We start from the raw sequence: 24942 nt of genomic DNA on the forward strand, positions 1-24942 counted from the left end.
TCGGCTTGCTTGAGGATGGCGATGATCTGGCTGTCGGTAAAACGGGACGTCTTCATGTAGAGCTTTCTGTTCTTAAGTAGAAAATTCTACTTCTAAACGCGCTCTTTCTGTGGGGGGATTACCCAGAGAGACGCGCTTGGTGCAGCCGGCGCGGAGTGCATTTACGAGGAGAAAGCGAGTGGGAAGTCGGCAGACCATCCAGAGCTCGAACTGAATCGCCACGAGTTTCCTAGACACTCGCGACCCGCTTGAAATACTGCTTTTCATTCCAACCACAACACTCACCCGCTATCATCATTTGCTATCAAGAAGGTATGGGCGTAAGTCACATGGGCTAATCCACGGCTTCCGGTCTATGCAGGACCGCCGAAGACTGCTGGTGGTGCTGACCCCAGATGGTCATCAGTTTTTCCAGCGCCTCACTGAACACCACTGAACTCTACTTATTGACTACCAGAAGTAGACAGTACCGACTGAGCCGCCTAAACTGTTGCGATTACCACATGGAAATCATCGTTCAAGGGCTGCCAATGGAAGACACCGGTTTTACCCAAAAACTTGAGATCAAATTCGAGAACCGTAAGCCTGTCCTCGTCGAAGATCTCAGCAATGCCCTGCTCTCCGTTAGCGACCAATACGCTAGGTTCGTAGAAACGACGACCACAGAGCGATACGTCACGACCAGTGAACTCTTCGTGAAGGATGTCCGCAGCGGCTCTATGGTCTTCGATATTGTAGGTGTCGCGATGCCCATAATCCCGCTGCTGTGGGAAGGGGGTTCTCTGAGTGAGTGGGTCGGAGTCGCAAAGGGGACAATGGACTGGTTGCTAGCGAAAAAATCTACACCCCCGGTCGAGACAACCAAGCCTGACCTACAAAACTGGATGGCGATTATGCAACCAGTTGCGAAAGACCACGGTGCCCAACTCATATTCTCCGCTTCGGGAAATGCCACAGTCACAAACAACCTGATCATTACCTCTGCTGAAGCAGGTACTGCCCAGAAGACTCTTCAGCGGCTGTTGGCAGAGGCTGATACCCCGGCAAACCATGTGCATCGGCGCAAGGTAATGATTTGGTACCAAACCAGGTTCGATAGCACAGACACGGGGGACAAGGTCATCATTGAAGACATCTCCACCAAGCCTACTAAAGTCATCTTTGAAAATCAGGCTGTCAAAGCGGCGATGTTGCGCGGTGACCCACGCTTCATCAAGCCGTGGAATGAACTGGCGTACATTGTCGACGTTAGGGTCCAAACAGTGCGAGGAGTGCCCAAGCTCTATGAAGTGGTCGACTACCACGACGAGCACACGTTCGATCCGAATGACTAGAATTGCGGACGAAAAAAAGCCCCGAAGACGGGGCCATTTTGCTTCACCCCAAGGGTGTGGTTCCTGGGTGTGGTTCGAATCAGTTTAGAATCACTTAACTACTTGATTTTAGACGATTTTATATCCTTGGCGGAGAGAGGGGGATTCGAACCCCCGATAGGCTATGAACCTATACACGCTTTCCAGGCGTGCGACTTAAACCACTCATCCATCTCTCCTGATGGGTCGACGTGGGAACCCCACGAAGCCGCCTATTATAGCAAGTATTCCCAGCAGTACAAGGCCGACAACGCTGGCGGGCGCGCAAGCTGCTGCCGGACGGTGCCGAGCAAGTAGGATGATCTGGCCCAGTGGACCAGATCAGGAGCCATCCATCCTGGGCCTCCCGGCCAACAGCACAAAAAAATGCCCGCCCCTCTCCCGAGTAGGCGGGCAAGCCTTGCGTCAGCCTTGTGAGCCGCCGCAGGCAGGTTGCTCAGTGATTGTAGCTCAAGCCGATTCCTTCAACTGCTCCAGAATGGCCGGATTCTCGAGCGTCGACACGTCTTGCGTGATGTTCTCGCCCTTGGCCAGCACGCGCAGCAGGCGGCGCATGATCTTGCCGGAGCGGGTCTTCGGCAGGTTGTCGCCGAAGCGGATTTCTTTCGGCTTGGCGATCGGACCGATCTCCTTGCCCACCCAGGCGCGCAGCTCGTTGGCCAGTTTTTTCGCTTCCTCGCCGGTCGGACGCGCCTGCTTGAGCACGACGAAGGCGCAGATCGACTCGCCCGTGGTCTCGTCCGGCTTGCCCACCACCGCCGCCTCGGCCACGATCGGATTGGCCACCAGCGCCGATTCGATCTCCATCGTGCCCATGCGGTGGCCCGACACGTTCAGCACGTCGTCGATGCGGCCGGTAATGGTGAAGTTGGCCGTGTCCTTGTTGCGGATCGCGCCGTCGCCAGCCAGGTAGTATTTGCCGCCCAGTTCTTCTGGGAAGTAGCTGGTGCGGAAGCGGTCCGGGTTGTTCCAGATCGTGCGGATCATCGACGGCCATGGGCGCTTGACGACCAGGATACCGCCCTGCCCGTTCGGCACGTCGGCGCCGGCCTCGTCCACGATCGCGGCCATGATGCCCGGCAGCGGCAAGGTGCACGAACCCGGCACCATCGGCGTCGCGCCCGGCAGCGGGGTGATCATGTGGCCGCCGGTCTCGGTCTGCCAGAAGGTGTCGACGATCGGGCAGCGCTCCTGGCCGACATTGCGGTAGTACCACATCCAGGCTTCCGGATTGATCGGCTCGCCGACCGAGCCGAGCAGGCGCAGGCTCGACAGGTCGAAGTTCTTCGGATGCACCTTCTCGTCCAGGTCCGAGGCCTTGATCAGCGAGCGGATCGCGGTCGGCGCCGTGTAGAAGATGCTGACCTTGTGCTTCTCGACGGTCTGCCAGAAGCGGCCGGCGTTCGGGAAGGTCGGCACGCCTTCGAACACGACTTGCGTGCCGCCGACGGCCAGCGGGCCGTAGGCGATATAGGTGTGGCCGGTGATCCAGCCGATGTCGGCCGTGCACCAGTAGACGTCTTCGGGCTTGATGTCGAAAGTCCACTTCATCGTCAGCGCGGCCCACAGCAGGTAGCCGCCGGTCGAGTGCTGCACGCCTTTCGGGGTGCCGGTCGAGCCGGACGTATAGAGGATGAACAGCGGATGTTCCGCATCGACCCACTCAGGCGCGCACTCGGCCGACTGGTCCTGCACCAGCTCGTGCAGCCAGATGTCGCGGCCTTCCTTGAAATTGATGTTGCCGCCGGTGCGCTTGTAGACGATGACGTCCTTGACGGTGTCGCAGCCGCCCAGGCCCAGTGCCTCGTCGACGATGGCCTTGAGCGGCAGCGCCTTGCCGCCGCGCTGCTGTTCGTCGGCCGTGATGACGGCCACCGCGCCGGCGTCGATGATGCGCTCCTGGAGCGACTTGGCGGAGAAGCCGCCGAACACCACCGAGTGGGTGGCGCCGATGCGGGCGCAGGCCTGCATCGCGGTCACGCCTTCGATCGACATCGACATGTAGATGACGACCCGGTCGCCCTTCTTGATGCCGCGCGACTTGAGCGCGTTAGCGAATTTGCACACGCGTTCGTGCAGCTCGCGGTAGGTGACTTTGGTTACCGCACCGTCGTCCGCCTCGAAGATGATGGCGGTCTTGTCGGCGTTGCCGTTTTCAAGGTTGCGGTCGAGGCAGTTGTACGAGGCGTTCAACTGGCCGTCCGCGAACCATTTATAGAACGGCGCATTCGATTCGTCGAGGGTCGAGGTGAACGGTTTGTGCCAGTCGAGGTTCTCGCGCGCCAGGCGGGCCCAGAAGCCCTCGTAGTCGCTGGCTGCTTCGGCGCAGAGTTTTTCGTAGGCGGCCATGCCATTGATGGCGGCCTTGTCGGCAAACGCCTGAGGCGGCTGGAACACGCGGTGCTCCTGCAGGCCCTGGGTTTGCTCTTGGGTGGTCTCGTTCTCGGCCATACTAGTCTCCATATTAATGTAGTAGGTTATGCCAGATACCATAGGGGGGCTCGCTTACTGAGCCCTTACAATGGAAACCCCTCCGTTGGGTCGGTATTGACTGCCGCCCACTCTTGTTCGCCCTTATTCTAACGCCAGCCGTTGTAAAGCGTGCAAGCCCCGGCGCGCGCCCCACCTCATCGACAGGCTCCGGTGTAAAATGCTGAGCTGAATTTTTTTCGCATTCCCCTGGAGTTTCATCCCGATGTCCGCCCTCGAACCAAGCAAGCAAGTCCGCAAGCTGTCCCCGCTGAACAACCTGATCTTCGCCAGCCGCTGGCTGCAGCTGCCGCTCTACCTCGGCCTGATCCTGGCGCAGTGCGTCTATGTATTCCACTTCTGGGTCGAACTGGTCGACCTGATCGGCGCCGCCATGGGCAACGTCGATTCGCTGAACCACATCATCGACGCCGTCGGCCTGTCGGGCAGCCGTCCGACCCGCCTGACCGAAACCGTCATCATGCTGGTCGTGCTCGGCCTGATCGACGTGGTCATGATTTCGAACCTGTTGATCATGGTGATCGTCGGCGGCTACGAGACCTTCGTCTCGCGCATGCACCTGCAAGACCACCCGGACCAGCCGGAATGGCTGTCGCACGTGAACGCCTCGGTGCTCAAGACCAAGCTGGCGATGGCGATCATCGGCATCTCGTCGATCCACCTGCTCAAGACCTTCATCAACGCCGCCAACTACACCGAGCAGACGCTGATGTGGCAGACCCTGATCCACATCGCCTTCCTGTTCTCGGCGCTGGCGATCTCGTGGACCGACCGCATCACCACCATGACGCATCACGAGAAGCACTGAAGCACCAGCAGTAACACACAACGATAACGATACTCCGACACTCCATCACGAGAGATTTCCCACCATGGCAACCGTCATTACCCAGGAAGACCTGATCGAATCCGTCGCGGCCGCGCTGCAGTACATCAGCTACTACCATCCGGCCGACTATATCCAGCACCTGGCACGCGCCTACGAGACCGAGCAAAGCCCGGCCGCGAAGGACGCGATCGCCCAGATCCTGACCAATTCGCGCATGTGCGCCGAAGGCAAGCGTCCGATCTGCCAGGACACCGGCATCGTCAACGTGTTCCTGAAGGTGGGCATGGGCGTGCGCTTCGAAAGCTTCACCGGCTCGGTGACCGACGCCGTCAACGAAGGCGTGCGCCGCGCGTACAACTTCGCCGACAACAAGCTGCGCGCCTCGATCGTGGCCGACCCTCACTTCGAGCGCAAGAACACCAGGGACAACACCCCGGCCGTGGTCCATATGGAACTGGTCGAAGGCGATACCGTGGACGTCAAGCTGGCGGCCAAGGGCGGCGGCTCCGAGAACAAGACCAAGTTCGTCATGCTCAACCCGTCCGACTCGCTGGTCGACTGGGTGCTCAAGACCGTGCCGCTGATGGGCGCCGGCTGGTGCCCGCCGGGCATGCTCGGCATCGGCATCGGCGGCACCGCCGAGAAGGCGATGCTGATGGCGAAAGAGTCGCTGATGGAAGACATCGACATGTACGAGCTGCGCCAGCGCGGCCCGAACAACAAGCTCGAAGAGCTGCGCATCGAGTTGTGCGACAAGATCAACGCGCTGGGCATCGGCGCCCAGGGCCTTGGCGGCCTGACCACCGTGCTGGACGTGAAGATCAATATGTACCCGACCCACGCGGCCTCGAAGCCGGTGGCGATGATCCCGAACTGCGCCGCCACCCGCCACGCCCACTTCGTGCTGGACGGCTCGGGCCCGGCCTATATCGAACCGCCGGCGCTGTCGACCTGGCCTGACGTGAACTGGACGCCGGACACCGAGAAATCGAAGCGCGTCGACCTCAATACCCTGACCAAGGAAGAAGTCGCATCGTGGAAGCCGGGCCAGACCCTGCTCCTGAACGGCAAGATGCTGACCGGCCGCGACGCCGCGCACAAGCGCATCCAGGACATGCTGGCCAAGGGCGAGTCGCTGCCGGTGGACTTCACCAACCGCGTGATCTACTACGTCGGCCCGGTCGATCCGGTTGGCGACGAAGTGGTCGGCCCGGCCGGTCCGACGACCGCCACCCGCATGGACAAGTTCACCGACATGATGCTGGAGAAGACCGGCCTGATCTCGATGATCGGCAAGGCCGAGCGCGGCCCGGCAGCGATCGAATCGATCCAGAAGCACAAGTCGGCCTACCTGATGGCGGTCGGCGGCTCGGCCTACCTGGTCTCGAAGGCGATCAAGTCGGCCAAGGTGGTCGGCTTCGAGGACCTGGGCATGGAAGCGATCTACGAGTTCGACGTGACCGACATGCCGGTCACCGTCGCCGTCGATTCGACCGGCACCTCGGTCCACAACACCGGCCCGAAAGAATGGTCGGCCAAGATCGAATCGCTGAAAGGCGTGCCGGTCACCGTCGCCTGATTTCACGCTCATCATGACCTCCCCCGACGCTCCGGTTGGCATCTTCGACTCGGGCGTCGGCGGCCTGTCGGTACTGCGCCACATCCAGGCGCAGCTGCCGCACGAACACCTGCTCTACCTGGCCGACACCGGCTTCGCGCCCTACGGCGACAAACCCGAACACATCGTCGTCGAACGCGTGCTGGCGATCGGCGATTTTCTATTGGCGCAAGGCGCGAAAGCCCTCGTCGTCGCCTGCAACACGGCCACCGTGGCCGCCGTGCGCGAGCTGCGCGAACGTCACCCAGGCATGCCCATCGTCGGCGTCGAACCGGGCCTGAAGCCCGCGGCCAGCCTCACCCGCAGCGGCAAGGTGGGCGTGCTGGCCACCGAACGCACGCTGCGCGGCGCCAAGTTCCTGCAGCTGCGCGACCAGATCCACCTCGATTCGGGCGCCGAGTTCCTGTTGCAGCCCTGCGTCGGCCTGGCCGACCAGATCGAGTTCGGCGAACTCGATTCCGCCGCCACCAGCGCGATGCTGGAACGCTTTATCATGCCGCTGCTCACCCAGGGCGCGGACACCCTGGTGCTGGGCTGCACCCACTATCCGCTGGTGCGCGCCTCGATCGAGCGGCTGCTGAAGGATGCCGGCCGGCCGGACGTGGCCCTGGTCGATACCGGCGACGCGGTGGCGCGCCAACTCGCACGGCTGCTGGCCGGCGCCGGCCTGCTGCGCGCGCAGGGGAACCTCCCCGCCAGCCTGACCGGCTACACCAGCGCCAGCGCGACCGCCCTGACCGCGGCGTTTCGCAGCCTGCTGGGCATCGATCCGCCGGTCCACGAGGTGGCGCTGCCCCTGCCAATGGGCTGGCCGCAGGCCCCGGCATCCTGAGTGCACATTTAAATTTGCCAGTTCGGGATGAAGCCCTTATAATCTCGTTCTGTCTCGGCAATGCAGAGATAGAAAAGAAAGTCAGTGGTGGCTGTAGCTCAGTTGGTAGAGTCCAGGATTGTGATTCCTGTTGTCGTGGGTTCGAGTCCCATCAGCCACCCCACCGAATTCATGAAAAAGGTCACCTGCTCCGGCACGTGGCCTTTTTTGTTTTCCGAAGGACCCGCATGCACATCACCGGACAAACCCTCTCCCGCGCGGACGTCGAAGCGGCATTACCCCACGCCCCACTCGTCTTCCAGGATTGCGACCTCGACGGCGCCGACCTGTCGCGCCTCGACCTGCGCAACTGCACCTTTACCAGCTGCAGCATCGCCGAGACCTCGTTCTACGCCGCCAAGCTGGGCCAGACCACCTGGCAACGCTGCCGCGGCCGGCAAGCCGATTTCGAAGCGGCCGACCTGACCGACGCCCGCTTCCAGAGCTGCGACCTGAACAACAGCAGCTGGCGCCGCGCCCACCTGGCTTCGCTCACCGTCAAGGGCTGCAAGCTGACCGGCGCCAGCTTCGAGGAAGCGGCCCACCTCGGCCTGTCCTTCGAGGATTGCCTGCTGGTCGGCGCCGACCTGCGTCGCATGTCCTTCCGCAAGGCCAAGCTCATCCAGCTGGACTTCGGCGACGCCGACCTGGCCGCCTGCGATTTTCGCGATGCCGTGTTCGAAGGCGGCAGCCTGCGCGGCGCCAACCTCAAACAGGCGCGCTTCGACAACGCCGACTTGCGCGAAGCCGACCTGGGCGGCATCTCGCTGGCGGACATCAAGCTGTTCCAGGGCGCCTGGATCACGCCGCGCCAGGCCGCGGAACTGGTCAGCGAACTCGGCCTGCGCGTGGCTTGAGCCAGCTTTACATTTGGCGTCAATACCAGGACACAGATGTAAAAAGCGCCAACTTAACGACTGGATAACGCCTGATGTGCGACAATTGGTGAGTTTTCCAAAAAGAAATTTTTTCGCCGTTTTCGATGCCAACCGCCGGCATCGCTCAACGGTGGCTCACCGATTTATGCCAGATAAGAGTACCGCCCCCGAGATCTCCCGCCTGACCGCCGAAAAACGTCCCGCAGTGCGCAATGCCGTGCTGTTCGTGGCCGCCCTGTGCCTGTTGTTGCTGACCATACAAATCTCTGACGGCTGGCGCGCGCGCAAGGAGCGTCTGGCGGAGGTGGCCGTCGCCACCACGAATATGTCGCATGCGCTGGCGGCCCAGGCCGAGAGCGCGGTGCGAGTGGTGGACACGGTGCTGGCCGGCGTGGTCGAGCGGGTCGAGACCGATGGCATGAAGGGCGCGGGGCGCCCTCGCCTGCAGTTGCATCTCAAGAATATGGCGACCGAGGTCGACGAGCTGCACGGCCTGTTCGTGTTCGGCCCCGATGGCCACTGGCTGATGACCTCGCAGGACCGCCTTCCGTTGTACACGGTCGACGACCGCGAGTACTTCCAGTACCACGTCAGGAATCCAGACCGCTTCGTCCACATCGGCAAGCCGGTACGAAGCCGCTCCAACGGCGAGTGGGTGCTGCCTGTCTCGCGCCGCCTCAATAATCCGGACGGCACCTTCGGCGGCGTCGCACTCGGTACGATCCGCATCGACTATTTCTCGACCCTGTACAAAACCTTCGACGTGGGCAGCAATGGTGTGATCATGCTGACCCTGGACGACGGCACCCTGATCTACCGCCTGCCGCACAACGAGAAGCTGATCGGAACCGACATCAGCAACGGTCCGGTCCATCAGATGTACCGCAGCCTGGGACCGGCCGGCACCGCCATGCTGCGCTCGAAGATCGACGGCATCGAAAGGCTGTACAGCTACCGTCATCTGGAAACCTATCCGCTGATCGTCGCCACCGCGCAGAGCAAGCACGAGATCCTGGAAAAATGGCTGAAGTCGATGCTCGGCCAGGCCCTGATCACCCTGGTCGCCATCGCACTGCTGCTGTATTTCGGCCGGCGCCTGGTGCGCCAGATCGTGATCCGCGACCACCTCGAGCATGAGCTGGTACAGGCGCGCGAACTGCTGCAGGAACATAACCGCGCGCTGACGGTCCTGGCCGACCACGACGGCCTGACCGGCATCGCCAACCGGCGCCGCTTCGAGGAAGCCCTGGACATGGAGTTCGCGCGCGCAAGCAGAAGCGGCGCGCCACTGTCGCTGCTGATGTTCGACGTCGATTTCTTCAAGCGCTACAACGACACCTATGGCCACGTGGCCGGCGACGCCTGCCTGCGCCGGGTGGCGCAAGCCCTGAAGGACAACCTGGTGCGGCCGGCCGACCTGGCCGCGCGCTATGGCGGGGAAGAATTCGTGGCCCTGCTGCCGGATACCGACCCGGCCGGCGCCAGGATGGTGGCCGAACGCATCCGCCAGACGGTGATGGCGCTCGGGATCCCGCATGCCGGCAACGGCGCCGGCATCGTGACGATCAGCGCCGGCGTGTACACCAGCAATGCCGCTGCGGCGCCGGACAGCGCCACCGCGCTGGTGGAACGGGCCGACGCCCTGCTCTATCAAGCCAAGCAGTCGGGCCGCAACCAGGTGTGCGGCGGCGATCTCGCCGCACCCTGAGCCGGTGGCCCGCCACGATCAATGGCGGTAAGGGTTGTTCGGGCGAGCATCGTGGCGGTTGGGGACGCCGTCGCGATCACGGTCACGGTAGGCCGCTACCTGGCGCGACTGGTGCCAGCCACCGCGGTCGAGATGCCAGCCATTGCGATCCTGGCGCCATTGCGCGCGCTGGTAGGCATAGCCTGGACGCACTTTCTCCCAATGGCCGGCGACCCAGTTGTGGCGACGGCCGTTCCAGTCCCAGTAACCCGACACCCATTCATAACCGCGGCGGGCGGCCGGCACGGCTTCGCGGCGGGGCGCCGGCGGCGCCTTCTTGATGACGATCACTTCGGCACGCGGATGAGCGGCCTGGGCCTGCACGGGGGCGAATGCTGCACTGCCGATCAGGATGGCGGCGGCGGTGGCGAGAATGGTTTTCATGGTGCTCTCCGTTTCGGTTTGTGTGAGACCACTATAGCCAGACGGAGGGCCAAAAAGATTAATTGAAGGAAGTCTTTACAGCCGATACATGCCGCTACAAACTTGTAACAGCGAATGGAAAACTACGGAGGGGATGGAAAAGCAGGTGCTGCAAAAACACAGCCGGCTATGGAAGCCGGCTGTGTAAAGGGGAAGGTATTAGTCGAGCTTGAAGGCGTAGTCGACCTTGGTCCAGGTCTGGGCCGGTGCGCCGTCCTTGGTGCCCGGCTTGAACTTGCACGAGGTCAGGCCCTTGACCAGTGCGCGGTCCAGGTTCTTGAAGCCGCTCGACTTGTCGATCTTCGATTCCGCCACGGTGCCGTCCGCATTGACCAGGAACGATGCCGAGGTCGTGCCCTGCTCTTCGTTCATCAGCGACGACTTCGGATATTCGATGGTGCACTTCTTTGGATCGAACGACGCCGGGGTTTCGGCGGCGAAGCTGGCGCTGGCGGCAGCGGTGAGGGTCAGTGCAACGAACAGCTTGGCGGACAGGTTTTTCATGATTTCCCCAAATAAGGTTTTTAAGAGTTAAATGTCGTGATGCTTCGCTAGCGCGCCGCCCTACTGGCCGGCGCAGGTTTGCTTGGTAATGAATGCTTAGAATTCTTCCCACTCGTCGTTGCCGACGGTGGCAGCTGCCTTTTTCGGCTTCGGCGCGACTTCCGCCTCTTCCGTATTCACCGCGGCGCTGGCGGCGGCCGGCTTTTTCGGCGCCGGCGGTACTGGACGCTTCGCTGCCGGACGGACCACCACCGCGGTGGTGGTCGCGACTGGCGCCTGCGCCTCGAATTGGAACTGCTCACCCTCTTCCAGCTTGAAGATGCTGACCACGCGGGCCAGTTCGCCTGCCTGGTCCTGCAGGCTCTGGGCGGCCGCTGCGGCTTCTTCCACCAGCGCGGCGTTTTGCTGGGTCATGCCATCCATCTCGATGATCGAGGTGTTGACCTGGGCGATGCCGGCGCTCTGTTCGGCGCTGGCGTTGGCGATCTCGCTCATGATGTCGGTCACGCGCTTGACGCTGGTAACCACTTCATCCATCGTCACGCCGGCCTGGCCGACCAGTTTGCTGCCGCGCTCGACCTTCGACACCGAATCGTCGATCAGGGTCTTGATCTCTTTTGCCGCCGCAGCCGAACGCTGGGCCAGGTTACGCACTTCGGAAGCCACGACCGCGAAGCCACGGCCCTGTTCGCCGGCACGGGCCGCTTCGACCGCGGCGTTCAGCGCCAGGATGTTGGTCTGGAAGGCGATGCCGTCGATCACGCCGATGATGTCGGCGATCTTGTTGGCGGAGCCGTTGATCTCACCCATGGTGCCCACCACTTGCGACACCACGTCGCCGCCCTTGCGGGCCACATCCGACGCCGCTGCCGCCAGCGCATTCGCTTCACGGGCATTGTCGGCGTTCTGCTTGACGGTCGAGGTCAGTTGTTCCATCGCCGATGCGGTCTTTTCCAGCGAGCTGGCCTGCAGTTCGGTACGCGAGGACAGGTCGATATTGCCGGCGGCGATTTCACGCGAGGCGGTGCCGATGGTTTCGGTGCCGCGGCGCACCTGGGACACGATGTCCACCAGGCTGTTACGCATTTCCTTCATTTCGACCAGCAGGCTGCCGCGGTCCGATTCCTTGGTGTCGATGGCGATCGACAGGTCGCCGTGGGCGATGCTGCCGGCGATCTTTGCGGTGTAGCCAGGCTCGCCGCCGAGCTGCTTGAGCAGGCTGCGGGTGATCACGACGGCAGCCGCCACGCCCAGCACCACGGCCAGGGCCAGCAGGACCAGCATGAAGTTACGGGCATTGTCGAACGCCGCTTCGGCATCGGCCTTGGTCTGGGCGTTCTGTTTTTCTTCCTGGGCGGCCAGCGCGTTCAGGGCGTCGGTCCACTTGCGCTGCACCGGGCGCACTTCGCGCACCATGACGCGGGTGGCGTCCATGGCGTTGGCGGCCAGATAGAGTTCGGTAGCGCGGGCGATCGCCGGCATGGCGGCGGCTTCGTGTTCCTTGATCTGGCCCAGCAGCGCCTTTTCCTGGTCGTTGCCGTTCGACGCGAACAGCGCGGTCAGCTTGCGCTGGGTTTCGTTGTACTGGGCGGTCTGTTCCTTGAACTTGGCGATCTCCGGCTCCATGTCGGCAGGGTCGGCCATCAGGGTCAGGACGCGCAGCGACTGCAGGCGATCGTTGACGTTGTTGCGCATCTCGATCACGAGGCCGGTCGACACATTGCTCACGCTGACCACGTGGTCAAGGCGATCCTGGATCTGCGCCATGCGCAGGATACCCACTACAGCAACCGCTACCAGCAGCACCAGGATCAGTGCGAAACCGAGGGCCAGACGGGTACCGACCTTCATGTTGTTCAAATTCATTCGTGTTTTCCCTGTAACTTATTGATCGAAACTCGCTCGGAGAGACAAGCGCTGTGCGACGCGCGTCTGAAATCAGTGTTTCTGTACGATTTCAGGTGTTTCCGACAGGATAAATCAAGATTTCATGTCGCTAGTCAGAAAATCTCTTGCTCGACCGAATTGTTTCGGCACAACAACAGGATTGATACAGTGCAACATTGGAACAGGTCTGCATTATGGAACGACTATTTCCACACAGCAAGCAATTTTGAAACTTGTATGGTTGTTTCGACAATCAAATGTATCGATTTGTCGACAAGAAATAAAAAAAGGCGTGCCTCAGCACGCCTTTTTGTTACTTTTGGATAGATTGTTTCAAGCCGCAGCGGGCATCCTCGCGGCGGCCTCGAGCAGCAGGCGCGGATCGCCCAGCGCCAGCTTCTTCGAATCGGACAAGGTCTGGCGGAACGAACGAGCGCCCGGCAAGCCCTGCATCAGGCCCAGCATGTGGCGCGTGATGCTGTTGAGCTTCAGGCCCAGCGGGCCGTACAGGCGCAGCTGCTCCTCGATATACGGGATCATCGCTTCCAGCACCTCGACCCGCGAGCGCGGCCGGCCAGCCTCGTCGCCATAGAAGCGGCGGTCCCAGTCGGCCATGGTCCAGGGATTGTGATAGGCCTCGCGGCCCAGCATCACGCCGTCGACATGTTCCAGGTGCAGCGCGATCTCGTCGTCGCTCTTGATGCCGCCGTTGATCAGGATCTCAAGGTCAGGGAATTCGCGTTTCAACTGGTAGGCCACAGCATAGCGCAGCGGCGGGATCTCGCGGTTTTCCTTCGGCGACAGCCCTTTCAGGACAGCATTGCGGGCATGCACGATGAAGGTCTTGCAGCCGGCGTCGGCGATGGTGCCGACGAAATCGCGCACGAAGCCGTATTCCTCGTTGTAATCGATGCCGATGCGGTGTTTTACCGTCACGTCGATCGAGACCGCGTCGCGCATCGCCTTCACGCAATCGGCCACCAGTTGTGGTTCGTTCATCAGGCAGGCGCCGAACGCGCCCTTCTGCACCCGCTCGGATGGGCAGCCGCAGTTGAGGTTGATTTCGTCATAGCCCCATTGTTCGCCGAGCTTCGCGCTTTTCGCGAGGTCGGCCGGATCGCTGCCGCCCAGCTGCAGGGCGACCGGGTGCTCGACGTCGTCGTAGCGCAGGTGGCGCTCGACGTCGCCGTAGACCAGCGCGCCGGTGGTGACCATCTCGGTGTACAGCCAGGTATGGCGGGTGATCTGGCGGTGGAAGACGCGGCAGTGGCGGTCGGTCCAGTCCATCATGGGCGCGACCGAGAGGCGGCGCGATGGCAGTACAGGGGCGGCGGCGCCCGGAATGGTCGAGGTGAGGCTCATGCTGGAGGGTCTGGTCGCCACCAACCGGGGCGACGGATACTGTCGGGAACCAGTAATGATAAGCGAAACCGGCCCGCGCCGCATTCTGTACATTTGGACGCGGCTCTGTCCGGATGCAGGAACGGCCCACATGGCTCATCAAAAAAACCCATGCCCAGCCATACGAAGATTCGATTTCACTACCCGCCCCGCATGCCTCACCATGCCTGACTCGACATAACACCGCCGCCCCGGGGCATGCCCCCCGGCATCTTCACTCACACCTGACATGAAAAACATCCTGATCGCCTGCCTCCTCGCAGGCCTGGGCCTGGCCAGCGCCAGCGCCGCCGAACCATCCCGGCAAGAACAGCAGCTCGCCAAGCAGGCCCTCCCCGGCGCGCGCATGATCCCGATCCACACGCCCAAAGGCGATTTCAAGGTCTGGACCCGCCGCATGGGCGACAACCCGACCGTCAAGGTGCTGCTGCTCCACGGCGGTCCCGGGTCCACGCACGAATACTTCGAGACCTTCGACAACTACTTCCCTGGCGCGTCGATCGAGTACTACTACTACGACCAACTGGGGTCATGGTTCAGCGACCAGCCCGACGACCCGTCGCTGTACACCGTCGAGCGCTTTACCGACGAAGTGGAGCAGGTGCGCAAGGCGCTCGGCCTGGACAAGGACAATTTCTACCTGCTGGGGCATTCCTGGGGCGGCATCCTGGCCATCGAATATGCCCTAGCCCACCCGGGCAAGCTGAAAGGCCTGGTGATCTCGAACATGATGGCCAGCGCGCCGGCCTACAACGCCTACGCGCAAAACGTGCTCGCGCCGCAGATCGATCCGGCCGTGCTGGCCGAGGTGCGCAAGCTCGAGGCCGAGGGCAAGACCGACGACCCGCGCTACATGGAACTCCTGATCCCGCATTTCTACGAACGCCACATCCTGCGCAGGCCGCTGGTGGAGTTGCCCGAACCGGTGCTGCGCAGCTTCGGGCATTTGAACCAGAAAATCTACAAGCCGATGCAGGGGCCGAGCGAGCTGGGCGTCTCGGGGCTGCTCGCGAACTGGGACCGCTTCGACGACCTCGAACGGATCGACGTGCCCACGCTGGTAATCGGCGCGCGCTACGACACCATGGACCCGGCCCATATGAAAAAGATGGCGCAACGCCTGCCGCAGGGACAATTCCTGTACTGCGAGAACGGCAGCCACTCGACCATGTATGACGACGCCGGCTGCTACTTCGATGGCCTGCTCAAGTTCCTGCGCGCCGCGCCCGCACGCACGGCGGTCAAGCCGCGCTCCCTGCGCTCCTACTGAAGACTGCAGCGCGCGGGCGCACATAAAAAGAACGGCGGCATTGCTGGAGCAAGCCGCCGTTCTTTTATTACCTACCGCCGCATCAACGGTTGCGGCTCACCCGCCACACGGTATTGGCCAGGTCGTCCGCCACGATCAGGGCTCCCTTCGGATCGACGGTCACGCCCACCGGCCGACCGCGCGTCTTGCCTTCCTCCGTACGGAAGCCAGTGACGAAATCGATCGGCTCGCCAGCCGGACGTCCATTCGCGAACGGCACGAAGATCACCTTGTAGCCCACCGGCGGATTGCGGTTCCAGCTGCCGTGCTCGCCGATGAAGGCGCCGTTGGCGAATTGTTCTCCCATCACCGGCGACGAGAAATGCAGGCCGAGCGCGGCGACGTGCGACCCGAGGCTGTAGTCCGGCTTGATGGTGGCCTTGACCTTTTCCGGGTCACTCGGCTTGACGCGCGGGTCGGCGTTCGGGCCCCAGTAAGCGTACGGCCAGCCATAGAAGCCGCCTTCGCGCACCGAGGTCAGGTAATCCGGCACCAGGTCCGGTCCCAGCTCGTCGCGCTCGTTGACCACCGACCACAGTTGACCGGTTTCCGGGTTGATGGCCAGCGCCGTCGGATTGCGCAGGCCCGTCGCATACGGTTTATAGGTGCCGGCCGTGGCGTCGATCTGCCACACCATCGCGCGGTCGACCTCGGCTTCCATGCCGCGCTCGGTGATATTGCTGTTCGAGCCAATGCCGACGTATAGATAACGCCCGTCTGGGCTGACGGTCATCGCCTTCGTCCAGTGGTGATTGATCTCGGAAGGCAGCTTGGTGATCGTGGTCGGCGCGCCGGCCGCCTTGGTCTGGCCCTCCTGGTAATCGAAGCTCACCAGCTCGTCCTGGTTGGCGACGTAGATCTTGTTGTTGGCAAACGCCAGGCCGTAAGGCGCGTTCAGGTCCGCCGCGAACACTGTCTTGAGCTCGTACTGGCCATCGCCGTCGGCATCGCGCAGCAGGGTCAGGCGGTTGCCGCTCTTGACTTGGGTATTGCCCTTGGCCTTGATGTAGCCGGCGATCACGTCTTTCGGTTTGAGCTTGGCCGCATTGCCGCCGCGGCCTTCGGCCACCAGGATGTCGCCGTTCGGCAAGACCAGCGTCTGGCGCGGGATTTGCAGATCGGTCGCGATGGCCGTGACGCTGAAGCCTTCCGGCACGGTCGGCTTCTGGTCGCCCCATGGCGACGGCTCGGCGATCTTCATGCTCGGCAGGATGCCGCGTTGTGGATCAGGCAGCTGCGGATCGGCGCCGCGCGACAGCGTCTTGGCGCCCTCGCCTTCGGTGCATGCAGCCAGGAGCAGGCTCACGCCCAGCACGACCAGTGTGTTCGATCGCTTCATGGCGCACCTCCCACGCGTGGATTGAGGCCGACCCAGGCCGCCAGGCAGGCCAGGATGAAGACGATGACGGACATGACCAGCCCGGCCGGCATGACGGCCCAGGCATCCTTGGCGTGCTGGAAGGCATTGAACAGCCCCAGCGCCCAGGTGGCCAGGAGCAGCAGGAAATAGGTCAGCACATGGCCCTTCTTGATAGGCGCCCGGATCAGGTTGACCAGCGCAAACACCAGGGCCAGCCCGCTGAACAGCTCGGCGCCGGCGATCAGCCAGGAGGCAAAATTGCTCCACTGGATCTGGTAGGTGTTGTAGTAGGCGAGATCGCTCAGCAATGCGCCCAGGAAAAGCGAGACGCTGCCCGCAAGCAGGATGGTGTGAAGCGTACCCGGCGCGCTGCGGTATGCCGGGTTCGCTGTAACGACAGTCGACATCGGATTGTCCTTGATAGTGATTGGTGTTATCCAAATAATATCGAGTAGACCGATGTGCTGGCGCATGGTTGAGCCAGTATTTACCTTTGGCGACCTGCACGCCACCTGTCAAATGCGGTACTTGGCCTTGATCATCTCGGACGCACGCTCCCCGATCACGACGCACGGCGCCATCGTGTTGCCGGTGGTAATGCGCGGCATGATCGACGCGTCGGCGATGCGCAGGTTCTGCACGCCATACACTTCCAGCTTGCTATTTACTACCGACATCTCGTCGCGGCCCATCTTGGCGGTGCACGACTGGTGCCAGTAGGTGACGGCGCCGTTGCGCAGGAAGCGTTCCAGTTCGTCGTCGCCCAGGGTGCCCGGCATGGATTCGCGCTTGACGATGCGCTTGAATGCGGAGGCGTTGCCCAGCTCGCGGCACATGCGCACGCTGGCCTTGGCCGCTTCCAGGTCGTCCGGGTCCGACAAGGTGTTGGCGCGGATGATCATCGCATCGTTGACGTTGGGGCCGGACAGCAGCAGCTGGCCGCGGCTCTTCGGGTGGGCCAGGCCTGCGAACATCGTCCAGCCGTGCTCCGGCACGCCGCGCGCGGCGTTCTCCGCGCTCGGCACCGGGAATTCGACCTGGCAGTGCAGCATGTCCGGCGCGTCCAGCGAACGATCGCTCTTCCAGTACAGCGTCGCTTCCGAACCGCCGTTGCCGACTTCCTGCGGCTCGCTGTATTCCCAGATGCAGCCGAAGGACACGTGGTCCTGGTGGTTCTGGCCGACGCCCGGCAGGTGCTGGCGCACCGGGATGCCGTGGCGCGCCAGTTCGCTCGCGGGACCGAGGCCCGACTGCATCAGCACCTTGGGCGTGTTGACGGCGCCCAGCGACAACACCACCTCGCGCTCGGCGCGGAACTGGCGCGGCTGGCCATCCAGGACGACGTCGACGCCGACCACCCTGTCGCCGTCGAACAGCAGCTTGGCCACCTGCGCATTGGTGAGCACCGTCAGGTTGGGCTGGGCCATGCGCGGATAGATGTAGGAGCGGAACACCGACTGCCGCTTGCCGTCGCGGACGATCAGGTCGTTGATCGCGGCGCCGCCGTCGCCCTCCATCATCGCGCCGTTCGGGCTGTCGAAAGTCGGCACGCCGATCGCACGGGCGGCTTCCAGCATCAGGGTCGCGGTCGGCTTCGGATCGCGCGCTGGCCCGACATGCATCGGACCGCCCTGCCCGCGGCGGCTCGGGTCCGCCGCGCCGTGCCAGTTCTCGATGCGACGATAGATTGCCAGCACCGATTCGTAGTTCCACGCATCGTCTCCCGCTTCGGCGGCAAAGTAGTTCCAGTCGGCGCGGTGGCCGCGCGCCCACACCATCACGTTGATGCTGGAGCCGCCGCCCAGGACCTTGCCCATGTTCATGGGGATAGCGCGACCGTTCAGGTACGGGTTCGGTTCGGCCATGAAGGCCCAGTCGCGCTCCGTGCCCAGGTTCAGCGGCCATTGGGCCGGCTCGATGACGCTGGCTACTTCGTCGCTGCCGCCCGCTTCGAGCAGCAGCACTTTGACATCCAGATTCTCGGCCAGCCGCGCCGCCACCACCGAGCCTGCGGAGCCGGCGCCGCACACGATGAAGTCGTAAGTCGTCCTCAATTCCTCGCGCTGCGCGAGCTGGTTGCGCTGGACCGCTTCGGCGAATGCGCTTTCGTTGGTAGTCGTATTGTTCATGATGGGATTCACTTTTCTGAGATGGCGCCCTGGCCCGGATCGGCGTTCACGGCGCGGTGGGTTGGCACCGTTCACATCCGATGCATCTTTCCGATTATATCGATTCTGACGATTCTATCGATTCAAAGTTGTGATGGCTGGCCATCGATTTTCCTGATGGCCGGCAGTGCGCCAGATGATTCAGAAGTCGCGCTGCTGCGACTCGTCGAGCGGCAGCATGTAGGTCCTTGGCCCCATCCTGGTGCCGTAGCCAGGATGGAGATAGGGTGTTTCGGCGGAGCCGACCGCATCGCTGGAAGGCGCACGGCAAACGTCGCCTGCTCCATTACTCGACGGGATCTGGCATACGCTGCCACGGCCGCCAGCCACGTTCGCACCGGCCGGGGCTTGCGCAAGATCGGGCTTGATGCTGGCCGAGGCCTGCTTGCGCCGCTCTTCGGCCCGCAGCGCCGCATGCATGCTGGCACTCTCGTTCTTGGCGACGATGTCGGCGCGGTCGTCCTCCGGCGATGGGGAGACTTCATGCGGATCGATCGGAAACATCGGGGCCGCCGCGATACGGGGAGCTGCGGACGACAGGGCGATGGCGACGATCATCGAGGCGAACAGGGTCGCGTGGCTGCTTGGTTTCATCATGGTTCAGGTTTCCTTTTGTAGTAGCCTCCGGCGTCGGTGCCGGCGGTCCCACGAATTACGCGCATCGACTGCGATCGGACGCAGCCCGCATCCGACAAGCCCACTCAAGGCGTAGGTAAGATTGAAATGCCACCAGAGAGAACGCAGCGAGGAGAGAGGCTGGACATGAGAACACGCATATCGTTAAGGACTATCGGCGCCGCACTGGCCATCGCCGGAATCTCGCTCCCCGTGATGCTCCCGGCGGCGCACGGCGCACCGCCCACGGCCGTGCTGGCGAGCCGGATCGCGACGCCGGGCCCTGACATCCTCGGCCACTTCGAGGCCGCGGGCATGCGTTCGGTCCGTCCCTACGTGCTGACGCCGGCCGAGCTGGCGCAGGTGGAAGCAGCGCTGGCCAGGCTGCCGGCGCTCCACTGGCGCGTGCTGCAAACCAATCTGCGCCACCTGGGCTTCGTCGAGGGCGTGCCCGGACAGGGCACGGCGCTGACCTCGAAGGTCGGCGACACCATGCAGTTCGATATCACCGTGCGCGCCAGCGCGCTGCGCGAGCCGCTGGCCGAATTCCTCACCACCAAGGAGCGCCGCCTGTTCGAGGCCGATGGCTCGGGCCAGTCGGTGAGCTTCGAGGCGGACGGCGCCGACGCCCTCACCTATCTGCTGCTGCACGAGGCGACCCACATCCTCGACATGTCGCGCCAGCTCACGGACCGGCCGGGCAATGCATTCGGCAGCGGCATCTGGCAAGCTTCAGAGAATGGTGGCGTCACGCTGGCGCCGCACCTGGCCGCGTCGCCCGTCGCCGCATCCAGGTTCCGCGGCGCCGGCCTGATCCCGGCCGGCCGCGCACGCACCACCTACGATGCGCTTGCCAATTCACCCTTCGTCAGCCTCTACGCCACCGCCGCGCCGGCGGAAGACCTGGCCGAGCTGACGGCCTGGCACGTAGTCTCCCACCACTATGGCCACAAGATCCGGCTCATCGTGCGCGATGCCGGCGGCGCGGTGCTCGCGCACTACGAACCGATGCAATTCCCGGGTGTGAGGGCGCGCCTGCCGCTGCTCGACAAGCTGCTGGACGACGCCAGGCCGGACGCCTCCTGATGGCGACCCCACCGGCCGCGTCGTTCGAATCGGTGCGTGTGCCACGCGCCGTCCCCGCATCCGATATAGTTACGGCGATGAATACACCAAGCTCCAGTCCGATCCTGACGACGCCGCAGGCGGCCAAGATCCTCGGCGTCTCGTCGCGCACCGCGCAGCTCTGGATCGAGAGCGGCGTGATTCCCTCCTGGAAGACGCCCGGGGGGCACCGCCGCATGTTCGAGTCCGACGTGCTGGCGGCGCTGGCGGCCAACGACGAGGCGCGCCCCGGCAGCCGCCGGGTGCTGGTGCTCGCCCCCGCCTGCGACCATGCCGGCTGGGAGCGCGCCCTGGCGGCGCTGGACGTGGCCGAAGTCACCTGCACCGACAATCCGGTCGCCGCCGCCGTGGCGCTGGGGGCGAGCGTGCCCGACGTGTTCGCGGTCCAGGTGGACCAGCCTACGGACCTGGCCCCCGAGTTCCTGTCCACGCTGCACGCGCTGCCGGCGCTGAACCGGCTGCAGATCGTGATCGCCACCCGCCTGTCGGCCGGCACCGTCGCCTCCATCGTCGGCCCGGCGCTGCCCTACAAGCACCTGCTGCTCGACGGCGCGCCCGGGCAGCTCACGCGCGAACTGGTGCGCCACACGGCCATGGCGCCGCTGGCGCTGCGGCCCTTGCCGCCGGCCCTGCTGGACGCCCCGTTCCCGGTCGGCGCCGACGAAGGCCGGCGGCTGCTGGCGGTCCACCGCGCCGCCATCCTCGACAGCGCGCCGGAAGCGGCGCTGGACAATATCGCGCAGATCGCCGCCCTGAGCCTGGCCGCGCCGGTGGCCCTGATCACGGTGCTCAGCGAAGACCGCCAATGGTTCAAGGCCAGGGTCGGCCTGGACCTGCCCGAGACGCCGCGCAGCTGGGCGTTCTGCAACTACACGCTGATGGGCGCCGGCGTCTGTGAGTTGTCCAACCTCGACCGCGACCCGCGCTTCGCCGACAACCCGGCAGTCGCCGGCGCCCCGCATTTTCGCTATTACGCCGGCGCGCCGATCGTCGACGAGCAGGGTTTCGCGCTCGGCTCCCTGTGCGTGATCGATACCCGGGCGCGCACGCTCGATCCGGTCCAGGCCCAGATCCTGACCCGGCTGGCAGAACAGGCGTCGGCCGAGATCGCGCGGCGTGGGCGCGGACAAAAACGCTGACATCCTGCATCCAGAAGCGCCTGGCGCGCGTAAGTCGGCACAGGATCCCACTACCCGACCCACGCCCATGCACTCATTTCACCCATTCCGCGGCCCGTCGCGCAGGCCGCGGTGGGACCTCGCCCTGCTCGTGTGCGCGCTGGCGCAGCTGTCTCCCGCCGCGCCGGCCCTGGCCCAGAACGCCCTCGTCTCGCATGCCGAACAGCCGCCGCGCCTGATCCGCAAGACCACCGTCTACCAGGCGCCGGCCGGCGTGCGCCTGCAGGCCGGCGACATCGTCGAATCGAACGCCGGAACGGTCCAGATCGAATGGTCCAATGGCGCCCGCCTCGCGCTCGGCCCGGCCAGCAGCGTGCTCGTGAGCGACGCCGGCGCGGCGCCCGCGGCCAGCCTGCTGCGCGGATGGGGCAAGTTCGCCACCGGCGTCCCGACAGGCGGGCGCCTGGCGCTCGATGCCGGCCTGCTCTCGCTGCCGGCCGCCGGCGCCAGCGGCATCCTGCGCCTGGCGCCCGAGGGGGCGGAGTTGTTCGTCGAGAGCGGTACCGTCACCGTCACCGATAATGGCCCGGGCAGTCCAGCCAACTCGCGCGCCGTCGCGGTCGGCCGCGAACAGTATGCGGCGCGGCCGACGACCCGTCCGCTCGCGGTCGCCCCGCGCGCGCCGCGCCTGTTCGTGCAGCAGCTGCCGCGCGCCTTCCTCGATCCCCTGATCGGGGTCGCGGCGCGCACGCGCGCGGCCGAACCGCGGCCGCAGCGCGAAATCTCCGCCTTTGACGTCGCCGCCTGGCGCGACGCCGGCCCGGCATTGCGCCGCCGCCTGGCCGCGCAGTTCGCGGTGCGCCTCGAGGACGCCGTGTTCCGCAACGAGGTCGAGGACCTGCTCGCCGACCAGCCGGAGTGGCGCGACGCGCTGCGCCGCCAGCGCGCCGTCAAGACCCGCGCCAACACCCCGCTCAACCACCTGTTCTGACCATGAAGATCCGTTCGCTCGCCGCCAAGTTCAACCTGGTCTTCCTGGCCGTGTCCGTATTCGGCTTCTGCGCCGCCGGCATCATCACCAATGCGATGCTGACCGAGAATGCCCGCGAAGAGACCCTGCAGCATGCGCGCCTGCTGATGCAGGCCTCGGACGCGGCCGGCAAGTACACCAGCGCCCACGTCACGCCGCTGCTGGAAAACCGCCTCAAGTTCGAGTTCCTGCCCGAGGCGGTGCCGACCTTCGCCGCCATCGAGCACCTGAACCAGCTGCTCAAGGCCTATCCCGACTACAGCTACAAGCAGGCCACGCTCAACCCGACCAATCCGCGCAACCGCGCCGACGAATTCGAAAAGCCGCTGGTCGAGCGCCTGCGCGCCGAGCCGCAGACCGCCGAACTGGTGGGCCAGCACGTCGCCTCCGCCGGGCCGGCGCTGTATGTCGCGCGGCCGATCCGCATCCGCGACGCGGCCTGCCTGGCCTGCCATGGCAAGCCCGAGGATGCGCCGTCCACCATGCGCGACATCTACGGCAGCGAGCGCGGCTTTGGCTGGAAGCTGGGCGAGACCGTCGGCGCCCATGTGGTGTCGGTGCCCATGGAGGTGCCGCTGGCGCGCGCGCGCGCGCTGCTGCAGACCTATATGCTGTCGCTGCTCGGGGTCTTCGGCTTCCTGTTCGTCGCGCTCAACGCGATGGTGCACCTGTTCGTCACGCGCCGTATCGGCCAGCTGTCGCGCGTCGCCGACGACGTCAGCCTCGGGCGTGCCGACGCCGCCGTCATCGACACCCGGGGCGGCGACGAGCTGGCCGGCCTGGCGCGCTCCTTCGACCGCATGCGCACCAGCTTGAACAGCGCGATGAAAATGCTCGATGAGTGAAGTCGATGAGCTGCCGCGCCAGATCGGCAAGTACCGCCTCGACGCCATCCTCGGCCGGGGTGCGATGGGTGTGGTCTACCGCGCCTTCGATCCGCTGATCGAGCGCACGCTCGCGCTCAAGACCGTCCAGCACCGCGTGGGCGATCCGGAGCAGGCCCAGGAGCTGCTGCGGCGCTTTCGCACCGAGGCCCAGGCCGCAGGCCGGCTGATGCATCCGAACATCGTGGCGGTGCACGAATACGGCGAGGAGAGCGACCTGGCCTGGATCGCGATGGAATTCGTGGACGGGCGCCCGCTGTCCGAACTGAGCGGACAGCAAGCCTGCGCCCTGCCCCAGGCGCTGGCCTGGATGCGCGACCTGCTGGCGGCGCTCGCCTATTCGCATGCCCACGGCGTGGTCCATCGCGACATCAAGCCCGCCAACCTGCTGGTCACGCGCGACGGCCGCATCAAGGTCGGCGACTTCGGCATCGCCCGCATCGAGTCGTCCACGCTGACCCAGACCGGCGCCATGCTCGGCACGCCCAGCTATATGTCGCCCGAACAGTTCCGCGGCGAAGCCATCGACAGCCGCAGCGACCTGTTCTCGGCCGGCGTGGTGCTATACCAGCTGCTGACCGGCCAGCGTCCGTTTTCCGGCACCACCGCGGCCGTGATGCAGCAAGTGCTGACCCATAGCCCGGCGCCGCCTTCGCGCCTCAATCCGCTGCTGCCGGCCGCGCTCGACGCGGTGGTCATGCGCGCGCTGGCCAAGACGCCCGAGGCGCGCTTCGCCGATGCCGTCGCCTTCCTGCAGGCGCTGGAAGCGGCTGCCGCCGTGGCCGGCGCGGATGCCGACGCCACCGTGCTGCTGTCCGCGCCCCCGGCACTGCCGGCGAGCGCCGCCGAGCCGTCGCGGCATGGCCTGACGGCCGACCTCACGGCCTGGAAGCTGGCCGTGCTGCCGCAACTGGAAGCCTTGTTGACGGCGCAGATCGGTCCCGTCGCGCGGCTCCTGCTGCGCCGGATCGCGGCCGACGCGCCGGATTTCGCCACCCTGGGCGTGCGGCTGCTGGAGCAGATCCCCTCGCCCACCGCGCGCGCCGATTTCGCCACCAGCCTGGCGGCGCTCGGGCAAGCGCCGGAAGCGGGCGCTGCGGCGCCGCCGCCCCTGGACCCCGCCTTCGGCGCCGCGCTCGCGCGCCTGCTGGCGGTGGAGATCGGACCGATCGCCGCCATCGTCGTCAAGCGCGCGCTGTCCCGGGCTGCCAATCGCACGGCCCTGGTCGACCTGGTAGCGGGGCAGATCGAGGAGCCCGCCGCGCGCGTGCGTTTCCTCGATGCGGCGCGCGCTCTGGCCGACGCGCCCTGA

The 24942-nt window shown here is 64.6% G+C and carries 21 protein-coding genes and 2 tRNA genes; 13 read left to right on the forward strand and 10 right to left on the reverse strand.

What is annotated here, in order from left to right:
• Positions 1-503 precede the first annotated feature (503 nt).
• Positions 504-1334 (forward strand): hypothetical protein, encoded by an 831-nt coding sequence (locus tag J3U95_RS16585; RefSeq protein ID WP_208279785.1) that lies wholly within the window; start codon positions 504-506, stop codon positions 1332-1334.
• 127 nt (positions 1335-1461) lie between these two features.
• Here J3U95_RS16585 and J3U95_RS16590 read toward each other — a convergent pair.
• Positions 1462-1552 (reverse strand) — tRNA-Ser (locus J3U95_RS16590).
• A gap of 271 nt (positions 1553-1823) precedes the next feature.
• Positions 1824-3824 carry an acetate--CoA ligase gene (gene acs / locus J3U95_RS16595; protein WP_208279786.1) on the reverse strand — a complete coding sequence of 667 codons (2001 nt, stop codon included), beginning with the start codon at positions 3822-3824 and terminating at the stop codon, positions 1824-1826.
• 244 nt (positions 3825-4068) lie between these two features.
• Between acs and J3U95_RS16600 the strand changes: the two genes are divergently transcribed.
• The 6 genes from J3U95_RS16600 (at position 4069) to J3U95_RS16625 (ending at position 9767) form a co-directional block, all read left to right on the forward strand.
• The gene (locus J3U95_RS16600; RefSeq protein WP_109344597.1) at positions 4069-4671 is read left to right on the forward strand and encodes a TIGR00645 family protein; all 603 of its coding nucleotides are present in this window, start codon (positions 4069-4071) and stop codon (positions 4669-4671) included.
• A 64-nt stretch (positions 4672-4735) separates the two neighbouring features.
• Positions 4736-6271 carry a fumarate hydratase gene (locus J3U95_RS16605; protein WP_208279787.1) on the forward strand — a complete coding sequence of 512 codons (1536 nt, stop codon included), beginning with the start codon at positions 4736-4738 and terminating at the stop codon, positions 6269-6271.
• Positions 6272-6284: 13 nt separating this feature from the next.
• Positions 6285-7142, forward strand: a complete 858-nt coding sequence (gene murI, locus J3U95_RS16610; RefSeq protein WP_208279788.1) for a glutamate racemase — start codon at positions 6285-6287, stop codon at positions 7140-7142.
• Positions 7143-7229: 87 nt separating this feature from the next.
• Positions 7230-7305, forward strand: a tRNA-His gene (locus J3U95_RS16615).
• A gap of 64 nt (positions 7306-7369) precedes the next feature.
• A complete protein-coding gene (locus tag J3U95_RS16620; protein ID WP_208279789.1) occupies positions 7370-8038 on the forward strand; it encodes a pentapeptide repeat-containing protein in 669 nt (222 codons plus the stop codon).
• A gap of 166 nt (positions 8039-8204) precedes the next feature.
• Positions 8205-9767, forward strand: a complete 1563-nt coding sequence (locus J3U95_RS16625) for a sensor domain-containing diguanylate cyclase (protein ID WP_208279790.1) — start codon at positions 8205-8207, stop codon at positions 9765-9767.
• Between the two features lie 18 nt (positions 9768-9785).
• On the opposite strand, the gene J3U95_RS16630 is transcribed toward J3U95_RS16625, so the two are convergent.
• The 4 genes from J3U95_RS16630 to dusA form a co-directional block, all read right to left on the reverse strand.
• A complete protein-coding gene (locus J3U95_RS16630; RefSeq protein ID WP_208279791.1) occupies positions 9786-10190 on the reverse strand; it encodes a YXWGXW repeat-containing protein in 405 nt (134 codons plus the stop codon).
• Between the two features lie 198 nt (positions 10191-10388).
• Positions 10389-10733: an energy transducer TonB gene (locus tag J3U95_RS16635; protein WP_208279792.1), complete on the reverse strand. Its 345-nt coding sequence runs from the start codon at positions 10731-10733 to the stop codon at positions 10389-10391.
• Between the two features lie 96 nt (positions 10734-10829).
• Positions 10830-12599 (reverse strand): methyl-accepting chemotaxis protein, encoded by a 1770-nt coding sequence (locus tag J3U95_RS16640; protein WP_229519887.1) that lies wholly within the window; start codon positions 12597-12599, stop codon positions 10830-10832.
• A gap of 354 nt (positions 12600-12953) precedes the next feature.
• Complete coding sequence (dusA, locus tag J3U95_RS16645) at positions 12954-13982, reverse strand: tRNA dihydrouridine(20/20a) synthase DusA (RefSeq protein ID WP_208279793.1); 1029 nt, start codon at positions 13980-13982, stop codon at positions 12954-12956.
• A gap of 268 nt (positions 13983-14250) precedes the next feature.
• On the opposite strand from dusA, the gene J3U95_RS16650 reads away from it, so the two are divergent.
• On the forward strand, positions 14251-15291 hold the full coding sequence (locus tag J3U95_RS16650; protein WP_208279794.1) for a proline iminopeptidase-family hydrolase: 1041 nt from the start codon (positions 14251-14253) through the stop codon (positions 15289-15291).
• An 82-nt stretch (positions 15292-15373) separates the two neighbouring features.
• On the opposite strand, the gene J3U95_RS16655 is transcribed toward J3U95_RS16650, so the two are convergent.
• From J3U95_RS16655 to J3U95_RS16670, 4 genes are all read right to left on the reverse strand, one after another.
• The gene (locus J3U95_RS16655; RefSeq protein WP_208279795.1) at positions 15374-16669 is read right to left on the reverse strand and encodes a PQQ-dependent sugar dehydrogenase; all 1296 of its coding nucleotides are present in this window, start codon (positions 16667-16669) and stop codon (positions 15374-15376) included.
• On the reverse strand, positions 16666-17097 hold the full coding sequence (locus J3U95_RS16660; RefSeq protein WP_208279796.1) for a DUF2231 domain-containing protein: 432 nt from the start codon (positions 17095-17097) through the stop codon (positions 16666-16668). Before J3U95_RS16660 ends, J3U95_RS16655 begins: the two co-directional genes overlap by 4 nt.
• A gap of 108 nt (positions 17098-17205) precedes the next feature.
• Positions 17206-18819: a GMC family oxidoreductase gene (locus tag J3U95_RS16665; protein WP_208279797.1), complete on the reverse strand. Its 1614-nt coding sequence runs from the start codon at positions 18817-18819 to the stop codon at positions 17206-17208.
• A 180-nt stretch (positions 18820-18999) separates the two neighbouring features.
• On the reverse strand, positions 19000-19455 hold the full coding sequence (locus J3U95_RS16670; RefSeq protein ID WP_208279798.1) for a hypothetical protein: 456 nt from the start codon (positions 19453-19455) through the stop codon (positions 19000-19002).
• Positions 19456-19620: 165 nt separating this feature from the next.
• On the opposite strand from J3U95_RS16670, the gene J3U95_RS16675 reads away from it, so the two are divergent.
• The 5 genes from J3U95_RS16675 to J3U95_RS16695 all read left to right on the forward strand — a co-directional run bounded on the left by J3U95_RS16675 (position 19621) and on the right by J3U95_RS16695 (position 24942).
• The gene (locus J3U95_RS16675; protein WP_208279799.1) at positions 19621-20559 is read left to right on the forward strand and encodes a hypothetical protein; all 939 of its coding nucleotides are present in this window, start codon (positions 19621-19623) and stop codon (positions 20557-20559) included.
• 77 nt (positions 20560-20636) lie between these two features.
• Positions 20637-21737, forward strand: coding sequence for a GAF domain-containing protein (locus J3U95_RS16680; RefSeq protein WP_208279800.1), 1101 nt, complete (start codon positions 20637-20639; stop codon positions 21735-21737).
• 67 nt (positions 21738-21804) lie between these two features.
• The gene (locus J3U95_RS16685) at positions 21805-22707 is read left to right on the forward strand and encodes a FecR family protein (protein WP_208279801.1); all 903 of its coding nucleotides are present in this window, start codon (positions 21805-21807) and stop codon (positions 22705-22707) included.
• Positions 22708-22709: 2 nt separating this feature from the next.
• Complete coding sequence (locus J3U95_RS16690; protein ID WP_208279802.1) at positions 22710-23591, forward strand: Tll0287-like domain-containing protein; 882 nt, start codon at positions 22710-22712, stop codon at positions 23589-23591.
• Entirely contained in the window at positions 23584-24942 is a 1359-nt protein-coding gene (locus J3U95_RS16695) for a serine/threonine-protein kinase (RefSeq protein WP_208279803.1), read from the forward strand. Before J3U95_RS16690 ends, J3U95_RS16695 begins: the two co-directional genes overlap by 8 nt.

Source organism: Massilia oculi, assembly GCF_017582745.1.
GTDB classification, from domain to species: domain Bacteria; phylum Pseudomonadota; class Gammaproteobacteria; order Burkholderiales; family Burkholderiaceae_D; genus Telluria; species Telluria oculi_A.